This window comes from Streptomyces sp. NPDC002640 (genome assembly GCF_053592575.1).
This window is the reverse complement of the sequence record NZ_JBSFVZ010000012.1, coordinates 119177-138741: the sequence shown is the minus strand read 5'-3', so window position 1 is coordinate 138741 and position 19565 is coordinate 119177. Positions and strand designations below refer to the sequence as shown.

The window sequence follows — 19565 nt, the reverse complement described above, 5'->3', positions numbered from 1 at the left end:
TTTCCTCTGGTTCTCGCCGGTCAGATGGAGGAAACGTACACTTCGCAGCCGTCGCCGGGCCGTCTAGGGTCGGTCGGTGGTGCGCTCCGCGCGGGTGACCCCGGCGCCACGTACCCTCGGAACCGGTGACAAGAAGGGCCTCACCCCATGACTTCCTCGAGCAACGACCGGACGCCCCGCGGACCCGTCGACTCCTCGCGGATCCCGCGCTACGCGGGACCGGCGACCTTCGCCCGGCTGCCCCGCCTGGACGAGGTCGGCACGGCCGACGTGGCGGTGGTCGGCGTCCCGTTCGACTCGGGCGTCTCCTACCGGCCCGGCGCCCGGTTCGGCGGCAACGCCATCCGCGAGGCGTCCCGGCTGCTGCGCCCCTACAACCCGGCGCAGGACGCCTCTCCGTTCGCGCTTGCGCAGGTCGCGGACGCCGGGGACATCGCGGTCAACCCGTTCGACATCGACGAGGCCGTCGAGACCGTCGAGGCCGCCGCGGACGACCTGCTCGGCACCGGGGCCCGGCTGATGACGCTGGGCGGCGACCACACCATCGCGCTGCCCCTGCTGCGGTCGGTGGCGAAGAAGCACGGCCCCGTCGCCCTGCTGCACTTCGACGCCCACCTGGACACCTGGGACACCTACTTCGGCGCCGAGTACACCCACGGAACGCCGTTCCGGCGGGCGGTCGAGGAGGGCATCCTCGACACCTCGGCCCTCTCCCACGTCGGCACCCGCGGACCGCTCTACGGCAAGCAGGACCTCACGGACGACGAGAAGATGGGCTTCGGCATCGTCACCTCGGCCGACGTCTACCGCCGTGGCGCCGACGAGGTCGCCGACCAGCTCCGTCAGCGGATCGGGGACCGGCCGCTGTACATCTCCATCGACATCGACTGCCTCGACCCGGCGCACGCCCCCGGCACCGGCACCCCGGAGGCCGGCGGCATGACCTCGCGGGAACTGCTGGAGATCCTGCGGGGCCTGGCCGACTGCAACCTGGTCTCCGCGGACGTGGTCGAGGTCGCCCCCGCCTACGACCACGCGGAGATCACCTCCGTCGCGGCCTCCCACACCGCCTACGAGCTCACCACCATCATGTCCCGCCAGATCGCGAAGGCCCGTACGCAGTGACCCACGACCACGACCTGGTGCTCCGCCCGACCGCCGCGCAGACGGAGGCGGCGCTCAACCCTCCGCCCGGCCGCCTGGGCGGGGACCTGGTCGTGGAGACGCTGGCCGGGCTGGGCGCCACCACGGTGTTCGGCCTGCCCGGCCAGCACGTCCTGCCCGTCTTCGACGCCCTGCGCCGCTCCGGCCTGCGCTACGTCGGCCTGCGGGTGGAGAACAACGCGGGCTTCGCCGCCGACGCCTACGGCCGGATCACCGGCGAGGCCGCCCCGCTGCTGCTGTCCACCGGCCCGGGCGCGCTGACCTCGCTCGCCGCGCTGCAGGAGGCCGCCGCCGCCTCCGCGCCGGTGCTGGCCATCAGCGGCCAGATCCCCTCCACCGGTCTCGGCGGACGCCGCCGCGGCCACCTCCACGAACTGGAGGACCAGGCCGCCTCCGTCCGCGGGATCGTCAAGTCGGTGCACACCGCCCGCACCCAGTCGCAGATCCCGTCCGCGATCGCCGAGGCCTGGCGCTCCGCCCTCACCGTGCCGTTCGGGCCGGTCTGGGTGGAGATCCCGCACGACGTCCTGGCGGAGCCGGCCCGCGTCCCGCAGGTCACCGCCGTGGACGCCACCCCGGAGGAACTTCCGCCGCGGCCCGAACTCACCGCCGTCGCCGCCGATCTGCTGGCCCACGCCGAGCGCCCGGTGATCGTCGCGGGCGGCGGGGTGATCCGTTCGGACGCCTCCGGAAAGCTCCGGCAGCTCGCGGAGAAGCTGGCGATCCCGGTCGTCACCACCTTCGGCGGCAAGGGCGCCTTCCCCTGGACCCACCCGCTCTCGCTCCGCTCCTGGCTGGAGGACCGGCACACCACCGACTTCCTGGAGGACGCCGACGTCCTGCTGGTCGTCGGCTCCGGGCTCGGCGAACTCTCCTCCAACTACCACACGCTGCGGCCCCGCGGCACGATCGTGCAGATCGACGCCGACGCCGGGAAACTGGAGGCCAACCACCCCGCCCTCGGCGTCCACGCCGACGCCCGGCTCGCCCTCCAGGCCCTGCTGGAGACCCTGGAACCGGTCCCGGCGCGAGAGCACACCGAGCCCGCACGGCGGGTGCGGGGGCTCCTCGACCGGGTCGACGCGCGCATCGCCGCGCAGGGCCTCGAACGGGAGCAGGAGATGCTGGCCGCCGTGCGCTCGGCGCTGCCCTCCGGCTCGCCCTCGTTCTGGGACATGACCGTCCTGACCTACTGGGCGTGGTCCGCCTTCGACGCCCGCCGCCCCAACACCATGCACTCGGCGCAGGGAGCGGGCGGCCTCGGCTACGCCTTCCCCGCCGCCCTCGGCGCGGCCGTCGCCGAACCCGGGCAGCCGGTGCTCGCCGTCTCCGGCGACGGCGGCGCCCTCTACTCCGTCGCCGAGCTGGCGACGGCCCGTCAGCACGCGCTCGACGTCACCTGGCTGATCGTCGACGACGGCGGCTACGGCATCCTCCGCGAGTACATGACCGACGCCTACGGCGAGGCCCACGGGACCGAACTGCCCGGCCCGGACTTCGTCGCCCTGGCCGAGTCCTTCGGCGTGCCCGGCGTGCGGACCACGCCCGAGGACCTGCGCGCCGACCTGGCCAAGGCGCTGGCCGCCCCGGGTCCCTCGGTGGTGGTGCTCCCGGCGGCCCCGCGCATGTTCGCCCCCACCCACCTGGGCCGAAGCGCGGGCTGACGCCCCTACGGGGCGCGGGCGGCGGGCGTCATCCCCCGGTATGACACGCCGCCCGCGGGTCCGTCCCAGGTCGCCCCCCGGAACCGGAGGGCCGGATGACGGACCGGCCCCCCGGCGGCTGCCACGATGAATCGGTCACCTCGCACACGACCGATCCACAGGAGCACCACCGTGAACACCCCCTCCACCCCGGGCCGCGTGAGCGCCCCGGTGGCCGCCCGAGCGGCCGAGCTGACCAAGATCTACGGGCAGGGCCAGACCCGGGTGGTCGCCCTGGACCAGGTCTCGGTCGACTTCCACCAGGCGGAGTTCACGGCCATCATGGGGCCCTCCGGCTCCGGCAAGTCCACGCTGATGCACTGCGTCGCCGGCCTGGACTCCTTCGACTCCGGGTCGGTGCGCATCGGCGGCACCGAACTCGGCTCGCTCAAGGACAAGGACCTCACCCGGCTGCGCCGCGACAAGATCGGCTTCGTCTTCCAGGCGTTCAACCTGGTGCCCACCCTCACCGCGGCGGAGAACATCACCCTCCCGCTCGACATAGCCGGCCGCAGGCCCGACCGGGACTGGCTCGACAAGGTGATCGCGATGGTCGGGCTCTCCGGACGGCTCGGCCACCGCCCCGCGGAGCTCTCCGGCGGCCAGCAGCAGCGGGTCGCGGTGGCCCGCGCGCTGGTCTCCCGCCCCGACATCGTCTTCGGGGACGAACCCACCGGCAACCTCGACTCCCGCTCCGGGGCCGAGATCCTCGGCTTCTTCCGCGAGTCCGTGCGCGACCTGGGGCAGACGGTCGTCATGGTCACCCATGACCCGGTGGCCGCGTCCTACGCGGACCGCGTGATCTTCCTCGCCGACGGCCGGGTCGTCGACGAACTCAGGGAGCCCGACGCCGAGGCGGTGCTGGACCGGATGAAGCGGTTCGACGCCAGGACCCGCGTCAGCTGAGTCGCCGCACCCCTCCGCTCCCCACACCCCCAGGACCGATCACCCCCATGCTCCGCACCGCCCTGCGCACCGTGTTCGCGCACAAGGCACGACTGCTGATGACCACCCTCGCCGTGATGCTCGGCGTGGCCTTCGTCTCCGGCACCCTCGTCTTCACCGACTCCGTCTCCGACGCCCAACGGGCCGGCGCCATGCAGGGCTTCGACGGCGTCGACGTCGCCGTCCGGCCCGAGCCCGCCGAGGGCGACGACCGTCTCCGCGAGACCCCCGAACTCACCGAGAAGGTACGCCGCACCGCCGAGGCCGCCCCCGGCGCCGAGCGGGCCGTCGGCGTCGTCACCGGCTTCACCGCCGTCGCCGGCCGCGACGGCGCGACCGTCGGCGACGGTTTCCGGTCCCAGGGCGGCAACCTCTGGGACGCCGACGACCCGCGCCACCCGCTGACCGGCGGACGCGCCCCCGACGGCCCCGACGAGGTCGTGCTGGACGAGCGCACGGCACAGCGGGCCGGCTACCGGATCGGCGACACCGTCCGCCTCTCCGTGGACGGCCCCGTCCTCACCCCCACCCTGACCGGCCTGGTCACCACCGACGACGGCAACGTCACCGCCGGCGGCACCCTCGCCCTCTTCGACACCGCCACCGCGCAGAAGCTCTTCCACAAGACCGGCCGCTACGACGAGATCCACGTCGCGGCCTCCGCCGGAACCACCCCCGACGCCCTGCGCGGCGCCCTCGCCGCCGACCTGCCCGACGGGTTCACCACCGTCACCGGCGAGAAGCTCGCCGCCGACCAGGCCGAGCAGATCGCCTCCCAGATGGAGGAGCTGAAGCACGGTCTGCTGGTCTTCGCGGGCATCGCCCTCTTCGTCGGCACCTTCATCATCTCCAACACCTTCGGCATGCTGGTCTCCCAGCGCACCCGCGAACTCGCCCTGCTGCGCGCGGTCGGCGCGTCCCGCGGGCAGATCACCCGGTCCGTGCTGGCCGAGGCCGCCGTCATCGGCGTCGTCGCCTCCGCCGCCGGGCTCGCCGCCGGCATCGGCATCGGCGCCGGCCTGCGGGCCCTGGTGGGCAGCCTCGGCGCGGGCTTCCCCGACGGGCCGCTGGTCGTCGCGCCCGCCACCGTGGCGGCCGCGGTGGCGGTGGGCGTCCTGGTCACCATGGGCGCCGCCTGGCTTCCCGCCCGCCGGGCCGCCACGGTGCCGCCGGTCGCCGCCATGAACGGCACCCACGCCGCCGCCACCGTGAAGTCGCTGGTGGTCCGCAACACCCTCGGATCGCTGCTCGCCGTTGCCGGGACCGCGGTCGTCCTGCACGCCACCACGCTGGACGGCTCCGCCGCGCAGGCCCCGATGGGGCTCGGAGCGGTGCTGCTGATCGTCGGCGTGTTCGTGCTCACGCCGCTGCTCTCACGGCCCTTCGTGCTGCTCGCCGCACCGGCGCTGCGCCTGTTCGGAGTGTCCGGCCGGCTGGCCCGGCGCAACGCCGTCCGCAACCCCCGGCGCACCGCCGCCACCGCCTCCGCCCTGACGATCGGCCTCGCGCTGATCACCGGCATGACCGTGGCGGCGAGCAGCCTGCAGACCTCCATCGACAAGATGGCCTCCTCCGCGGTCGAGGCCGACTACATCGTGTCCATGGCCAACGGCAGCACCCTCTCCACCGACGTGGCACGCCGTCTCGCCGAGGCGGACGGCGTGGTAGCCACCAGCCCGCTGCGCATCGTGCCGGCGCAGGTCGAGGACAGCACCGAGTACCTGACCGGCGTCGACGGCACCACCATCGGAGACCTGACCGAACTGCCCCTCGCCGCGGGCGAGTTCCGGGTCGGAGGCGACCGGGTGGTGGTCGACGAGGCGCTCGCCGGCCACCACGGCTGGCGGCCCGGTGACACCTTCACGGCACGCCACCAGGACGGCGCCCGGCAGGAGCTGACGGTCTCCGGCGTCTACCGCGCCAACCAGATGTTCCGCGGCGTCTTCGCCGACGTCCGCACCCTCGAGCCGCACCAGAAGGAGGTCTCCGACTTCCAGGTGATGGTGAAGACGGCGGACGGCACCTCCCCGGAGGCCAAGGAGCGGTTGCGGAAGGTGCTCGGCGACAACCCGGCGCTGCGCGTGCAGGACAAGCAGGACGTCTCCGACGAGCTCGGGCAGGCGTTCACCCTGGTGCTCAACATGCTCTACGGCCTGCTCGCCATGGCGGTGGTCGTGGCGGTGCTCGGCGTGGTCAACACCCTGGCCATGTCGGTCTTCGAACGGACCCGCGAGATCGGACTGCTCCGGGCGGTGGGCCTGCACCGGGCCGGAGTGGCGCGCACGGTGCGCCTGGAGTCGCTGGTCATCTCCCTCTTCGGCGGCGTGCTCGGCATCGGCCTCGGCGTGTTCTTCGGCTGGGCGGCCGGTGAGCTGATCGGCGCGAGCATGGGCACCTACGAACTGGTGCTGCCGTGGGGGCGGATCGGCGTCTTCCTGCTGCTCTCCGCGCTGATCGGCCTGCTGGCCGCGTTCTGGCCGGCCCGGAGGGCCGCGCGGCTCAACACGCTGGCCGCCATCCACAGCGAGTAGGTCCGGCACGGCGGCGCGGGCCGTCCCCTCCGGGTCGGCCCGCGCCGCCTCGCTCGGCCGCCGCTCCGGTCATGCCGCGCCGCCGCGCCGCCGCGCTCGGCCCGTTCCGGGTGTGCGTGGCCCGCGGCGGTCATGCGCGGCCCGAGCGGACCCGCGAGCCGGCGGCCTCCGAGGACCCGTCGGCGTCCTCCCGGCCGCCCCGCCGGTCCCGGCGCCAGTCGGCCACCGCCAGGCCCAGCGCCGCCGTCATACCGATCAGCGCGGCCCCCAGGGCGATGGCCAGGGCGTCGCGGAAGTTGTCGTCGTCCCGGGCGAGCACCAGGTAGAACAGGCCCGGCAACGCGGCCGTGCCCACCGCCGCGCCCAGACGCTGACCGGTCTGCAGCGCCCCGCCCGCCGCTCCGGCCATGCGGACCGGGACGTCGCGCAGGGTCATGGTGATGTTCGGCGAGATCACCGAGCCGCTGCCCATGCCCGCCACGAACAGGGCGGGCGCGGCCAGCCAGGTCGCGGCGCCCTCCGGGGCGAAGCGCAGCAGCAGTGCGGTGGCGCTCATGCCGACGATCACCGCGGCCAGCCCGCACACCGTCAGCAGCCGGCCCAGCCGCTCCACCAGCCGGCCCGCGATCACCGCGGCGCCCGCCGAACCGACCGCGAACGGGGTCACGGCGAGGCCCGACTCGAGCGGCGAGTAGCCCAGACCGTGCTGGAAGAAGAGGGCGAACACCAGCCAGACGCCGCTGAAGCCCACGAAGTAGAGCGTGCCGACGCCCGCGCCGACCGCGTAGCCACGGGTCTGCGTGAACAGCCGCAGGTCCAGCAGCGGCTGCCCGCCGGCCCTAAGGACACGGCGCTGCCAGAGGACGAAGACGCCGATCAGCGCGGCGCCGACCAGGAACAGCCACCACAGCCGGTTCAGTCCTCCGGCCTCGGCCTGCACCAGCGGCAGCATCACCGCGAGCACGCCCACGCCAAGGAGCAGCACGCCCGGAACGTCGACCTGCCCCTTGCCGGTCGGCCGGGTGCGGGGGAGCAGCCGACGGCCGAGCAGCACGGCCAGGACGCCGATGGGGACGTTGACGTAGAAGATCCAGCGCCAGCCCTCGCCCCCCGAGGCCAGGGCCAGGATCAGGCCGCCGACGATCGGGCCGACCGCGCTGGAGATGCCGACGGTGGCGCCGAAGAAACCGAAGGCGCGGGCGCGTTCGGGCCCGCGGAACATCTGCTGGATCAGTGCCGAGTTCTGCGGGGCCATGCAGCCCGCCGCCAGGCCCTGCGCCAGCCGCGCCACCACCAGCCAGGTGATGCCGGGGGCGGCCCCGGCGAGGGCGCTGCAGACCACGAACGCGCTGAGCGCCAGCAGGAAGATCCGCCGCCGGTTGAGCGCGTCACCGAGCCGCCCCGCCGTCACCAGCGCGAGGGCGAAGGTGAGCGCGTAGCCGGAGACCACCCACTGCACCTCGGCCGGATTGGCGCCCAGGTCGCTCTGGATGGTGGGCAGGGCGACCGCCACGATCGTCACGTCGAGCAGGCTCATGAAGCCGGCGACCAGGGTCACCCACAGGGCGCGCCACCGGTTGGGGTCCCGCTCGCCGACGGCGGCCCCCTTCCCGGCCGGGGACCGTCCGCCGGACGCCGACGTCGACGATGTCACGAAGAGCTCCTCTCACCAGGGCGGCCGCCGCGGCGGCAGGGGCGGCGGCCCGCCGGCGCTCCCCGGCGCCCGGACGCGGACCGCCCCCACCGGGACAACCTGCCCCGGCGCGCACGGGTCACCGGCACACGGCGCAGGTTTTCCGCCGCGGGGGCGTCACGGGTGGGCAGGACGGCGGTCACCCGGGGCGGCCGCTCGAGCCCACCGCGGCGACCGCGGCGTCGATGCGGTCGGCCAGTTCCAGGTCCGTGGTCGTCACGGCGTCCACCGAACGGGTGCGCACGGTGAAGGTGATCCCGTCGTCCGACAGGGCGTGGGCCACGTGGCGGTGCAGCTCCCTGGCGTCGTCCTCCACCTGGTGGAGCAGCGGCGGTACCCGGTCCCGGGGCAGCCCGACGGTGCGGGTCAGCCGGTGGCCGTCGCCGCTCCACTGCGGGCGCCGGCGCAGCGCGGCGCTCAGCTCCCGTTCGGTCAGCGGCGTGTCCTCGCCCGGCAGCCGCTCCGGGTGGGCCTCCGGAGCGGTGAACGCCTCGTCGAACCCGGAGGGCAGCCCCGCCACGAGGTGCCGCCCGAGATCCGGGTCGTCGCGGGCGATCAGGGACAGCACCGAGCGCGCCACATGGCGGCCCTGCTCCGGCGGGGCCTGCAGATGGGCCGCGACCTCGCCGTAGAAGTCGGTGACCGTGCCGCCGGAACGCGGCACGGTGGCGTGGACGGCGTCACGGTCCGGCCCCGGCACGGCCCGGCGCAGCCGCTGCCGGGCCTCAGGGTCGAGATGGAGCGTGAGGACCGCCAGCGTCACCTTGATCGCACGGGCCGCCCGTTCGGAGGGCAGGCGGGTGCGCGCGGCGGCGTCCTCGACCAGGCGTCGGTGGGTGATCATGTCGTCTCCCGCTGCGGGTCCGGTGGGGCGCGGTTCGGCGGCCGAGTACCCAGCCGCCCGTCGGGGGATGCGCGGACGGGCGGCGGCGGAAGGACCGGTGTAGGGGGTGCCGGGGCGGGTACCTCGGGCTGGGTCCGCACCGGTCAGACCGCGCAGAGGAGCGTCAGCGACGTGAACGAGCCCCAGCACCCGGGCGAGAAGCACCCCACTCCCGAGTTCTCCTCCCAGGACCAGCCCCATCCCGGCCGGACCGCGCCCATGGACCCGCCGCCCGACCACGGCGAGAAGTCCTACCGCGGCTCGGGGAAGCTGGAGGGCCGCAAGGCGGTCATCACCGGCGGCGACTCGGGCATCGGCCGCGCCGTCGCGCTGGCCTTCGCCCGCGAGGGCGCCGACGTGCTCTTCACCTACCTCGAGGAGGAGGGCGAGGACGCCCGGGAGACCGCCCGCCTGGTGGAGGAGTCCGGCCGCCGCGCGGTCGCCGTCACCTGCGACATCCGCGAGGAGGCCAACTGCCGCTCGCTCATCGACCGGGCGGTGGAGGAGTTCGGCCGGATCGACGTCCTGGTCAACAACGCCGCCTACCAGATGTCCCAGCCCGACGGCATCGAGGCGATCTCCACCGAGCAGTTCGACCGGGTGATGCGCACCAACCTGTACGGCATGTTCTGGCTCTCCAAGTTCGCCCTGCCGCACATCCCCGAGGGCGGGTCGATCGTCAACACCACCTCCGTGCAGGGATACCAGCCGAGCCCGCACCTGCTCGACTACGCCATGACCAAGGCCGGCATCGTGGCCTTCACCCAGGGCATGGCGCAGATGCTGGCCGAGCGGGGCGTGCGGGTCAACGCGGTCGCGCCCGGGCCGGTGTGGACCCCGCTGATCCCGGCGACCATGCCGGACACCAGCGAGTTCGGCAAGCAGTCGCCGCTCGGACGTCCCGCCCAGCCGGCCGAGATGGCCCCCGCCTACGTCTTCCTGGCGTCCCAGGAGGCCTCGTTCATCACCGGCGAGATCGTCAACGCCACCGGGGGCACCCCCCTGCCGTGACACGCCCGCCTGCACAGGCGTGCCGGCGGCACCGGCGGGCACCGGAACGGACAGAGGGGCGCCGCCGGACGGACCGGCGGCAGCAACCGACCACGGCGGGAACGGACAGAGCACATGGCACACCATCCGGACGGCGGCGGCCTCGCGGGACGCCTCAGGGCGGCACTCCACCGCACCCACGGCGCGTACGCGGACGGCGGAGAACGGCCGCTGGGCGGCTACCTCGCCGCGATGACGGCCTTCGGCGCGTACACCGCGACCTGGGCCGTCGCCGTCCGGCGCCGGGGCCGCCCGCTGCCCGAGCGCCCCGACCCCTGGGACGTCGCGCTCACCGCGGTGTCCACCTTCCGGCTCAGCCGGCTGCTGAGCAAGGCCTCGGTGACCAGCCCGCTGCGCGCGCCGTTCACCCGGTACGTCGGCCCGGAGGGCCCCGCGGAACTGCACGAGGAGGCCCGGGAGGAGGGCGGCCGGGAGACCGTGGGTGAGCTGATGACCTGCCCGTTCTGCACCAGCGTCTGGGTCGCCTCCACGCTGACCGCAGGGCTGCTGCTGGCGCCCCGCGCGACCCGCACCGCGATGGGCGGCCTGACCGCCCTCGCCGGGGCCGACGCCCTCCAGCTCGGCTACGCGGCCCTGGTCCGCAAGGCCACCGGGGAGGACTGAGCCCCCGGTCGCGCCGTTCACTCCTCCGACGGCGCGACCAGCCCGGCCTCGTAGGCGATGATCACCAGCTGCACCCGGTCGCGGGCGTCCAGCTTGGCCAGCAGCCGGGTCAGGTACGTCTTGGCGGTGGCCACCGTGATGTGCAGCCGCTCGGCGATCTCCGTGTTGGTCAGGCCCCGGCCCACCAGGGTCAGCACCTCGGTCTCCCGTTCGGTGACCCGGTCCGGCAGCGCGGACGGCGCGCGCGCCGGGCCGGTGGGGCGCGCGGCGAACTCCCTGATCAGCCGCCCGGTGACCGCCGGGGCGAGCAGCGCGTCGCCGGCCGCGACGACCCGGACCGCGGCGAGGATGTCGTCCAGCGCCATGTCCTTCACCAGGAAGCCGGACGCCCCCGCCCGCAGCGCCCCGTAGACCGACGCGTCGTCGTCGAAGGTGGTCAGCACCAGGACCCGCGCCGTGCCGGCCCCGGTGATCCGGCGGGTGGCCTCGATGCCGTCCGTCCCGGGCATCCGCAGGTCCATCACCACGACGTCCGGGGCGAGTTCGGCGGCCAGCCGGACCGCCTCGGCCCCGTCGCCCGCCTCACCCACCACCTCCAGGTCCGCGGTCTCGGCTGCCACCATGCGCAGGGCGGTGCGGATCAGCGGCTGGTCGTCGACGAGCAGCAGACGCACGGTCATCGGGATTCCGCCTTCTCACGGAGGGGACGTCCGCCGGGCCCGGCGGGCAGGGGCAGCCGCGCGGTCACCCGGAAACCGGCGCCGGGAAGGGGGCCCGCCTCGAGGGCTCCGCCCAGCAGGGCGGCCCGCTCGCGCATGCCGGCCAGACCGAAGCCGCTCCCGTTCCGGGAAATCCCGGGCCGGGCCGTTCCAGGCCGGGGCGTCCCGGGCCGGGGCGTCCCGGCGTGCCCTGGGTCGTCCACCTCCACGGTGACCTCCTGCTCGCCCTGGTCGACCCGTATCCGGCAGCGGTCCGCGCCCGAGTGGCGGACCACGTTGGTCACCGCCTCCTGCGCGATCCGGAACGCGGCCAGGCACACCTCCGGCGGCAGCCCCCGCAGCGTGCCCCGCAGGTCGACCTCCACCCGGACCCCCGCCGCGGTGGTCCGCGCGGCGAGGCGTTCCAGCTCGTCCGCCAGACCCGCGAAGCCACCGACGGCCTCGCCGGGGAGGGCGGACGCCGCCGCGTCCCGCGGGGACGGGTCGGCGGCGCGCAGCGCTCCGAGGATGCGGCGCAGGCCGCCCAGCGTCTCGCGGCCCGCCTGTTCCACCGCCACCATCGCCTCCCTGGCCAGTTCCGGCCGGGTCTCCAGCACCCGGGCCGCGGCTCCCGCCTGGAGCGCGATGATGCCGAGGCTGTGGGCCACAGTGTCGTGCATCTCCCGCGCGATGCGCAGCCGTTCGGCGGTCACGGCTTCGGCCGCGGCCCTCCGGCGCAGCTCCGCGTCGTGCGCCCGTGCCTGGTGCACCAGGCGGCCGGCCAGCCAGGCGACGGCCACCGTCAGCGCCACGAACGGCTCGTCGGCCGTGCCGGTCTCCCCGCCGGTGGACGCCCGCACCGCGAGGTACCCGCCGAGCACGCCGAGCGCCGACCCGGCCGCGTACAGGGCCTCGCGCCGCGGACGGACAGCCGCGACCTGGGCCAGCGCCACGTCGACCCCGAGGAACTGCGGCGGCGGGATCTCGTCCTGCCCCCAGGCGGCCGCCAGCACCACCGTCCCGGCGAGGACCAGGGCGTAGGCCGCCACCGGCCGGCGCCGGGAGACCGCGGCGGCCGCGAGGACCAGGAGGAGGGCCACGACCAGCAGCGCCCGGGGGAGGAGACCGGCCAGTCCGTCCCGCGGGTAACTGGTGGAGTAACCGGGCCCGGTGGGCGCCAGGACGTACACCACCACCGGATGCAGTGCGGCCGCGCACCACACCAGCGCGGGCCACACGCCCGGGGGAAGGCGCCGCAGCGGCGGGGGAGTCGACGGGACAGGCATCCCCCGATGGTGGCACGCTCCTCCGCCCCGGGCGTCGACTCACGGCTGTACGACCGGGGTCGACAGGGAGGCGGCCCCTTGCCGACCCCCGCCGGACGGCACCGTGGACGCCATGATCGACGTCACGCACCTGACCAAGCGCTACGGCGGCGTCACCGCCGTCGACGACCTGACCTTCACCGTCCGCCCGGGACGGGTGACCGGCTTCCTGGGGCCGAACGGGGCGGGCAAGAGCACCACCCTGCGGGTCCTGCTCGGCCTCCACCGCCCCACCGCCGGCGCGGCCACCGTCGACGGGCGCCCCTTCCCGGCGCACCGCCGCGGGCTCCGCCGGGTCGGCGCCCTCCTCGACGCGCAGGAGGTACAGGGCGGGCTCACCGCCCGGGCCCACCTGGCAGCCCTCGCCCGCGCCCACCGCATCCCGCCCGGCCGGGTCGGGGAGGTGCTGGAGGAGGCCGGACTCGGCAGCGCCGCGCGCCGCAGGATCGGCGGGTTCTCGCTCGGCATGCGGCAACGCCTGGGCATCGCCGCCGCCCTGCTGGGGGACCCGCCCGTCCTGGTCCTCGACGAGCCGCTCAACGGCCTGGACCCGGAGGGCGTCCGGTGGATCCGCGGCCTGCTGCGGCGCCTCGCCGCGGAGGGCCGCACCGTCCTGGTCTCCAGCCACCTGATGTCCGAGATGGAGCACACCGCCGACGACCTGGTGGTCGTCGTCGGAGGCAGGCTCGTCGCCGCCGAGAGCCTCGCGGACTTCTCGGCGCGCGGCGCCACCGGACGCGTCACCGTCCGGACCTCCGCCGCCGACGCGCTGAGCGCCCTGCTCGCCGCCGAGGAGGCCGACGTCCGCAGGGAGGGCGAGGTCCGCAGGGAGGGCGACGTCCGCGCGGAGGGTGAGGTCCGCCGGGAGGCCGACGTCCGTACGGAGGGCGAACGGCTCGTCGTCACCGGTCTGGACGCCGGCCGGGTGGGCGAGATCGCCCGGCGGCACGGCATACCGCTGTCCGGGCTCCACACCGAACGCCCGTCCTTGGAGGAGGCGTTCCTGCGCCTGACCGCCGACGCCGCCCGGAGTGCCGAGGGAGACATCCGATGACCACCGAACCCCGCCCGCGCCTCCGCGACCTGATCGCCGCGGAGTGGATCAAGCTCCGGTCCCCGCGGTCCACCTGGATCTCCTACGGCGCCGCGGCCCTGACGGTGATCGCCCTCAACGCGGGCACCGCCTACGACACCTACGCGCACTGGGAGGAGCGGACCCCCGCCGACCGGACCGCCTTCGTCGCGGCCGGCATCCCGCTGCAGGAGGCATACACCGTCAACGCCGCCGTGGTGACCATGGTGGCCCTCTGCGTCCTCGGAGCGCTCCCGCTCCTCGGTGAGTTCGCCACCGGCGCCGCCCGCACCACCTTCACCGCCGTCCCGGCCCGCGGCGAGGTGACCGCCGCCAAGGCCGTGGTGGTCGCCGCCGCCGCGGCCGTCTGGGGCGTGCTGGTGACCGCGGTCTCCTTCGTCGCCACGCAGGCGATCCTCGACGGCCGCGGGGTGGGCGTCGCCTGGGGACATCCCGGCGCGGCCAGGGTCCTCGTGGCCTCCGCGCTGCTGGCCCCGGTGTGCGCGCTCACCGGGCTCGCCCTGGCCGCCGTGCTGCGGCGCACCGCGGCCACCGTGCTCGCCTCGGTGACCGTCGTCCTGGTGCTGCCGCTGCTGCTCACCGAGGACCGGCACTGGACGGCCGTCGCCCGGCACGCGCTGCCCTTCCCCGCCTGGCTCCGGCTCACCGCCCCCGACGCGCCGCCCACGCCGTTCCCCTGGACCGGGGCCGGCGCCTGGACCGTCCTCGCGGGGTGGGCCGCGGCCGCCGCCGTGGTCACCGTCCTCGCGGTCCGGCGACGGGACGTGTGACCTCGTCGCCGCCCGCCGGCCCGCCCGGGCCGGAGGCGCGGAAGAGCCGCAGCTCCGGATCGGTCACGTCGTCGGAGCGCAGCAGCTTCACGTCGGAGTGGTAGCTCATCGACGTCAGCCACGGCATCCGGTCGCCCTGCCGGGGGAGGTCGTCCACCGCCCGGCGGATGTAGCCGGCGGCGAAGTCCAGGAAGGGCCGCGTGGGCATGTCCGGGTCGCTCGGTTCCGGGCAGGCCGCGTCGTACCCGTGGGCGTCCAGGTGCGACAGGAGACGGCAGAAGTGCTCGCAGAGCAGACCGATCTTCAGCGTCCAGGAGGAGTTGGTGTACCCGATGGCGAGCACGAAGTTCGGCACCCCGGAGAGCATCATGCCCTTGTAGGCCACGGTCCCCGACAGCCTCACGGGCGTGCCGTCCACCGTGATGGCGATCCCGCCGACCGCCTGCACGTTCAGCCCGGTGGCCGTGACCACCAGGTCCGCCTCCAGCTCCCGGCCCGACTCCAGCAGGAGCCCGCGCCCGGTGAAGCGGACGATCCGGTCGGTGACCACCTCGGCCGTGCCCCGGCGGATCGCCGTGAACAGGTCGCCGTCCGGCACCGCGCACAGCCGCTGGTCCCACGGGTCGTACGGCGGACGGAAGTGCTCGTCCACCGGGTAACCCGCGGGCAGCAGCCTGGTGTTGACCTTGCGGATCAGCCCGCGCGCCGCCTTCGGGAACCGCTGGGCGAACGACCAGACGGCACGCTGCTGGAGGATGTTCTTGCGCCGGGTGAGGGCGTACCCGCGTTCCTCGCCGAACCACCTGCGCAGCACGGCGGCGATCCGGTCCTCCCGGGGCACCGGCATCACGTACGTGGGCGTGCGCTGGAGCATGGTGACGTGCGCGGCCGTCTCCGCGAGGGCGGGGACCAGGGTCACCGCCGTGGCCCCGCTGCCGATCACCACCACCCGCAGGCCGGTGTGGTCCAGGTCCTCCGGCCAGTGCTGCGGATGGACGACCGTGCCCGCGAAGTCCTCACGGCCCTCGAAGTGCGGCGTGTAGCCCGCGTCGTAGCGGTAGTAGCCGCCGGCGCAGAACACCCAGCGGGCCCCCAGCCGCAGGCGCTCACCGGTGTCGGTGCGCTCCACCTCGGCCAGCCAGCGGCACTCCTCGCTCGACCAGGCCAGGGAGACCACCCGGTGGTGGTGGCGGATGTGGGCGTCGAGGCCGTTCTCGGTCACCGTCTCGCGCAGGTACGCCAGGATCCGCGGCGCGTCCGCGATGGCCTGCCGGTCCCGCCACGGCTTGAACTCGTAGCCGAAGGTGTGCAGGTCGGAGTCGGAGCGGACGCCCGGATAGCGGAAGAGGTCCCAGGTGCCGCCCGTGGCGCCGCGCGCCTCGAGGATCGCGAACGTCCTGTCCGGGTGCTCCGTCCTGAGGTAACGGCCGGCGCCGATCCCGGAGATGCCGGCTCCGACGACCAGGACGTCCAGCTGCTCGACAGGCGTCTCGCTGGGGCTCACCGCGTCACTCCGCTCCGGTCGGGGGTGCTCCGATCATGCGCCATCCGCACCGCTACAACCAGCCGTTGCGCTTGAATCCGCGGTGGATGAAGAAGCAGGCCACCACGATCACACCGATCGCCCAGGCGTACCCGTACCGCCACCCCAGCTCCGGCATGTGCTCGAAGTTCATGCCGTACACGCCGCACACCATGGTGGGCACGGCGATGATCGCCGCCCAGGCGGTGATCTTCCGCATGTCCTCGTTCTGCGCCACCGTCACCTGCGCCAGATGCGCCTGGAGCACGGAGTCCAGCAGGGCGTCGAAGGAGGTGATCTGCTCGGTGACCCGGGCCAGGTGGTCCGCCACGTCGCGGAAGTACGCCCTCATCTCCTCGCCGACCGGGGCCGCCGGGTCGGTCGCCAGCCGTGCCAGCGGCAGGGCCAGCGGCACGGCCGCCCGCTTGAACTCCAGCAGCTCACGCTTCAGTTGGTAGATGCGCCCGGGATCGGCGGTGCGGTTGTCGGGGGAGAAGACCTGGGTCTCGACCGCCTCGATGTCGTCCTGCACGGCCGCGGCCACCGAGAGGTACTCGTCGACGACGTGGTCCGCCACCGCGTGCAGCACCGCCGACGGCCCGTACGCCAACTGGGCGGGACGGGACTCGAGTTCCTCGCGCAGCGGGCCGAGCGAGCCGTGGCTGCCGTGGCGGACCGTCACCACGAAGCGGGGACCGGTGAAGACCATGATCTCGCCGGTGTCGACCACCTCGCTGGTCGCGGTCAGTTCGTCGTGCTCCACGAAGGTGACCGTCTTGAGGACGGAGAACAGCACGTCGCCGTAGCTCTCGACCTTGGGCCGCTGGTGGGCGTGGATCGCGTCCTCCACCGCCAGCGGATGCAGCCCGAACAGCTCGGCCACGTCGGCGAACTGCTCGGCGGTCGGCTCGTGCAGCCCCAGCCAGACGAAGCCGTCACGGTACCGGCGGGCGAGACGGACCGCCTCGTCCACGCTCCGCGGACCGTCCTGCCGGACACCGGCCCGGTAGACGACGCAGTTCACCACCGTCGAACCGAGGGGGGAGCGCGCCGGGTGGTTGAGATCGACGCGGCGGCCGCGCCGGGCCAGCCGCGCCACCTTCCGCAGGTTGCCGACCATCGACATGTGGGTGCCACGCTCCTTCGCCCGACTCGGCCTTCAGCGCCGCCCATTGTGCCCGCCCGGTGGCGTCTCGTATCGCGGCACGGCGTTGACGCCCCTTCGGGCCGCGTGCTTGCATCGGAGCATGCCGCGCCAGATCCTCACCTGCCGCCGCTGCGTCGACCTGGTCCGTGTCGCCGCGGCGCTCTGTCGCGTGGCCTGACCCGGAGTTCCCTCCGGTCCCTCCCTCCTCCCGGTCGTACCGGTGAGCAGCCCCTGAGCCGTTGAGCGACCGCGGCCCCCTGCCCCGCCGTCCGCGGGGCCGGCTCGTCGCACCCAGCACCCAGCGCCCCGCACCCTCGCTCGTCGCCGCTCCGGCCTGCCCGCGCGGTCCCGCCGGCCTGCGCCGTTCGCCGTGACCCGCCCGACCCGACCCGCCCCTCGCCGGGGCGTCGCGTCGGCGTGCCCGCGCAGCCGCCTCCTCGTGTTCTCCGGTCCGCAGGACCACCGCCGCCTTCCCAGGAGTGACCTCCCATGGCAACCGTCCTCTCCCTCTCCGGCAGTCCGTCCCCCACCTCCCGCACCGCCCGCCTGCTGCGCCACCTGGACGCCCGGCTCGCCGCTCAGGGGCACCGTGTGGTCCCCCTGGACGTCCGCACCCTGCCCGCCGAGGCGCTGCTCGGCGCCGACTTCGGCGATCCGGCGATCGCCTCGGCCACCGCCCTGGTGGCGGAGGCGGACGGCGTGGTGATCGGCACGCCCGTGTACAAGGCCGCCTACTCGGGCCTGCTGAAGTCCCTGCTGGACCTGCTCCCGCAGTACGCGCTGGCCGGCAAGACGGTGCTGCCGCTGGCCACCGGCGGGTCCACCGCCCATGTCCTGGCCATCGACTACGCGCTTCGCCCGGTGCTGAGCTCCATGGGCGCCGGCCACATCGTCCAGGGCTGGTTCACCCTCGACAAGGACATCACCGTCGCCGAGGACGGCACGGTGACCGTCGCCCAGCCCGCCGCCACGGCGCTGGAGGGCGTCGTGGACCAGTTCTCCGCCGCCCTCGCCGACCGGGCCCGCCGGGCCGTGGTCCGCGCCGTCGCCGCATGAGCCCCCGCCCCCGCCCCCACCCCGGTTCCGACCCCCACCCCGACCCCGCGACCCCTCCCCGAAAGGCGACCCTCCGGTGACCCTCACCTTCCACTGGTTCCTGCCCACCAGCGGCGACAGCCGCCACGTCGTCGGCGGTGGCCACGGCGTCCGCCCCGGCGCCGCGGGCGGAGACCGGCCGCCCACCGTCGGCTACCTCACCCAGATCGCCCGCGCGGCCGAGGACGTGGGCTTCGCCGGCGCGCTCACCCCCACCGGCACCTGGTGCGAGGACGCCTGGCTGACCACCGCCATGGTGAGCCAGCGCACCGAGCGGCTGAAGTTCCTGGTCGCCTTCCGCCCCGACTCCGTCTCGCCCACCCTCGCCGCGCAGATGGCCTCCACCTACCAGCGCCTCACCGGCGGACGGCTGCTGGTGAACGTGGTGACCGGCGGCGAGCGCCGCGAGCAGCGCTCCTACGGCGACTTCCTGGAGAAGAACCAGCGGTACGAGCGCACCGACGAGTTCCTGCACATCGTCCGCGGCCTGTGGGCCGGCGAGCGGGTCACCCGGACCGGCCGGCACCTGCGGGTGGAGGAGGCGGAGCTCAGCCGGCTGCCCGACCCCGCGCCGCGGATCTACTTCGGGGGCTCCTCGCCGCTCGCCCTCGAGGTCGCCGCCCGGCACGTCGACGTCTACCTCACCTGGGGCGAGCCGCCCGCGGCCGTCGCCGAGAAGATCGCCCGGGTGCGGGCGCACGCCGAGGCGCTGGGCCGCCGGGTGCGGTTCGGCATCCGGCTGCACGTCATCACCCGCGACACCTCCGACCAGGCCTGGGCGGAGGCACGCCGGCTGCTGGACGGCTTCGACCCCGAGACCGTCCGCGCCGTCCAGGAAGGGCTCGCCCGCAGCGAGTCCGAGGGTCAGCGACGCATGCTCGCCCTGCACGGCGGCGGCCACGACGGCCTGGAGATCCACCCGAACCTGTGGGCGGGCATTGGCCTGGTCCGGGGCGGGGCGGGCACCGCGCTGGTCGGCAGCCACCAGGAGGTCGCCGACCGGATCGAGGAGTACCACGCGCTCGGCATCGACGAGTTCGTGCTCTCCGGCTACCCGCACCTGGAGGAGGCCTACTGGTTCGGCGAGGGCGTCCTGCCCCGCCTCGCCGACCGCGGCCTGTGGAGCCACCCGGCCCGCACCCCGGACGCCCCGGACCCCGTGCTGGTCCCCTTCGCGACGGCCGCCCGCTGACGCACGGGCGGCCCGGTCCGGCGGCGCCTTCACGGGAAGGACGCCGCCGGCCGGGCCGCCGGTGGGGCCGGGGAACGGCCGGTGGGGCCGGGGAACCGCTGGTGTGGCCGGGGAACCGCTGGTGTGGCCG

Annotated in this window: 16 protein-coding genes; 10 read left to right on the top strand and 6 right to left on the bottom strand. The window is 74.7% G+C overall.

The annotated features are described in order from the left end of the window. Nucleotides 1-147 precede the first annotated feature (147 nt). The 4 genes from speB to ACWD3O_RS18050 all read left to right on the top strand — a co-directional run bounded on the left by speB (nt 148) and on the right by ACWD3O_RS18050 (nt 6343). On the top strand, nt 148-1125 hold the full coding sequence (speB, locus tag ACWD3O_RS18065) for an agmatinase (protein ID WP_451416521.1): 978 nt from the start codon (nt 148-150) through the stop codon (nt 1123-1125). Beyond that, nucleotides 1122-2828: a thiamine pyrophosphate-binding protein gene (locus tag ACWD3O_RS18060; protein WP_451416520.1), complete on the top strand. Its 1707-nt coding sequence runs from the start codon at nt 1122-1124 to the stop codon at nt 2826-2828. Before speB ends, ACWD3O_RS18060 begins: the two co-directional genes overlap by 4 nt. Before the next feature lie 126 nt (nt 2829-2954). Next, entirely contained in the window at nt 2955-3773 is an 819-nt protein-coding gene (locus tag ACWD3O_RS18055; RefSeq protein ID WP_451412610.1) for an ABC transporter ATP-binding protein, read from the top strand. A 47-nt stretch (nt 3774-3820) separates the two neighbouring features. Further along, nucleotides 3821-6343, top strand: coding sequence for an ABC transporter permease (locus ACWD3O_RS18050; protein ID WP_451416519.1), 2523 nt, complete (start codon nt 3821-3823; stop codon nt 6341-6343). Nucleotides 6344-6473: 130 nt separating this feature from the next. Here the strand turns inward: ACWD3O_RS18050 and ACWD3O_RS18045 are convergent, their stop codons facing one another. Next, nucleotides 6474-7997, bottom strand: coding sequence for an MFS transporter (locus ACWD3O_RS18045; RefSeq protein ID WP_451416518.1), 1524 nt, complete (start codon nt 7995-7997; stop codon nt 6474-6476). Nucleotides 7998-8175: 178 nt separating this feature from the next. Further along, nucleotides 8176-8880: a DUF2267 domain-containing protein gene (locus tag ACWD3O_RS18040; RefSeq protein WP_451416517.1), complete on the bottom strand. Its 705-nt coding sequence runs from the start codon at nt 8878-8880 to the stop codon at nt 8176-8178. A 171-nt stretch (nt 8881-9051) separates the two neighbouring features. Between ACWD3O_RS18040 and ACWD3O_RS18035 the strand changes: the two genes are divergently transcribed. Together ACWD3O_RS18035 and ACWD3O_RS18030 are read left to right on the top strand one after the other, a co-directional pair. Next, on the top strand, nt 9052-9930 hold the full coding sequence (locus tag ACWD3O_RS18035) for an SDR family oxidoreductase (protein ID WP_451413593.1): 879 nt from the start codon (nt 9052-9054) through the stop codon (nt 9928-9930). A 114-nt stretch (nt 9931-10044) separates the two neighbouring features. After that, entirely contained in the window at nt 10045-10593 is a 549-nt protein-coding gene (locus ACWD3O_RS18030) for a DUF1360 domain-containing protein (protein ID WP_451413594.1), read from the top strand. A 17-nt stretch (nt 10594-10610) separates the two neighbouring features. Here ACWD3O_RS18030 and ACWD3O_RS18025 read toward each other — a convergent pair whose 3' ends face one another. Further along, entirely contained in the window at nt 10611-11273 is a 663-nt protein-coding gene (locus ACWD3O_RS18025; RefSeq protein WP_451416516.1) for a response regulator, read from the bottom strand. Beyond that, nucleotides 11270-12577 carry a sensor histidine kinase gene (locus ACWD3O_RS18020; RefSeq protein ID WP_451416515.1) on the bottom strand — a complete coding sequence of 436 codons (1308 nt, stop codon included), beginning with the start codon at nt 12575-12577 and terminating at the stop codon, nt 11270-11272. Before ACWD3O_RS18020 ends, ACWD3O_RS18025 begins: the two co-directional genes overlap by 4 nt. A gap of 112 nt (nt 12578-12689) precedes the next feature. Here ACWD3O_RS18020 and ACWD3O_RS18015 point away from each other — a divergent pair, with 112 nt between their 5' ends. Together ACWD3O_RS18015 and ACWD3O_RS18010 are read left to right on the top strand one after the other, a co-directional pair. Next, nucleotides 12690-13670 carry an ATP-binding cassette domain-containing protein gene (locus tag ACWD3O_RS18015; RefSeq protein ID WP_451416514.1) on the top strand — a complete coding sequence of 327 codons (981 nt, stop codon included), beginning with the start codon at nt 12690-12692 and terminating at the stop codon, nt 13668-13670. Next, nucleotides 13667-14479, top strand: coding sequence for an ABC transporter permease (locus ACWD3O_RS18010; RefSeq protein WP_451416513.1), 813 nt, complete (start codon nt 13667-13669; stop codon nt 14477-14479). The genes ACWD3O_RS18015 and ACWD3O_RS18010 overlap by 4 nt, the downstream gene beginning before the upstream one ends. Here ACWD3O_RS18010 and ACWD3O_RS18005 read toward each other — a convergent pair. After that, on the bottom strand, nt 14445-15983 hold the full coding sequence (locus ACWD3O_RS18005) for a flavin-containing monooxygenase (RefSeq protein WP_451416512.1): 1539 nt from the start codon (nt 15981-15983) through the stop codon (nt 14445-14447). The two genes, ACWD3O_RS18010 and ACWD3O_RS18005, sit on opposite strands and share 35 nt — an antisense overlap. Nucleotides 15984-16035: 52 nt before the next feature. Continuing rightward, nucleotides 16036-17127: a magnesium and cobalt transport protein CorA gene (locus ACWD3O_RS18000; protein ID WP_451416511.1), complete on the bottom strand. Its 1092-nt coding sequence runs from the start codon at nt 17125-17127 to the stop codon at nt 16036-16038. Nucleotides 17128-17637: 510 nt separating this feature from the next. Between ACWD3O_RS18000 and ssuE the strand changes: the two genes are divergently transcribed. Together ssuE and ACWD3O_RS17990 are read left to right on the top strand one after the other, a co-directional pair. Then, a complete protein-coding gene (ssuE, locus tag ACWD3O_RS17995) occupies nt 17638-18204 on the top strand; it encodes an NADPH-dependent FMN reductase (protein ID WP_451413601.1) in 567 nt (188 codons plus the stop codon). A 76-nt stretch (nt 18205-18280) separates the two neighbouring features. Further along, complete coding sequence (locus ACWD3O_RS17990) at nt 18281-19435, top strand: LLM class flavin-dependent oxidoreductase (protein WP_451416510.1); 1155 nt, start codon at nt 18281-18283, stop codon at nt 19433-19435. The last annotated feature ends 130 nt before the right edge of the window (nt 19436-19565 follow it).

Excerpts from the sequence above, each read along its gene's own strand:
- ACWD3O_RS18055 (WP_451412610.1), top strand. The coding sequence starts at position 2,955 with ATGAATCGGTCACCTCGCACACGACCGATCCACAGGAGCACCACCGTG.
- ssuE (WP_451413601.1), top strand. The coding sequence starts at position 17,638 with ATGGCAACCGTCCTCTCCCTCTCCGGCAGTCCGTCCCCCACCTCCCGC.
- ACWD3O_RS18050 (WP_451416519.1), top strand. The coding sequence starts at position 3,821 with ATGCTCCGCACCGCCCTGCGCACCGTGTTCGCGCACAAGGCACGACTG.
- ACWD3O_RS18025 (WP_451416516.1), bottom strand. The coding sequence starts at position 11,273 with ATGACCGTGCGTCTGCTGCTCGTCGACGACCAGCCGCTGATCCGCACC.
- ACWD3O_RS18040 (WP_451416517.1), bottom strand. The coding sequence starts at position 8,880 with ATGATCACCCACCGACGCCTGGTCGAGGACGCCGCCGCGCGCACCCGC.
- speB (WP_451416521.1), top strand. The coding sequence starts at position 148 with ATGACTTCCTCGAGCAACGACCGGACGCCCCGCGGACCCGTCGACTCC.
- ACWD3O_RS18030 (WP_451413594.1), top strand. The coding sequence starts at position 10,045 with ATGGCACACCATCCGGACGGCGGCGGCCTCGCGGGACGCCTCAGGGCG.
- ACWD3O_RS18000 (WP_451416511.1), bottom strand. The coding sequence starts at position 17,127 with ATGTCGATGGTCGGCAACCTGCGGAAGGTGGCGCGGCTGGCCCGGCGC.
- ACWD3O_RS18015 (WP_451416514.1), top strand. The coding sequence starts at position 12,690 with ATGATCGACGTCACGCACCTGACCAAGCGCTACGGCGGCGTCACCGCC.
- ACWD3O_RS18010 (WP_451416513.1), top strand. The coding sequence starts at position 13,667 with ATGACCACCGAACCCCGCCCGCGCCTCCGCGACCTGATCGCCGCGGAG.
- ACWD3O_RS18020 (WP_451416515.1), bottom strand. The coding sequence starts at position 12,577 with ATGCCTGTCCCGTCGACTCCCCCGCCGCTGCGGCGCCTTCCCCCGGGC.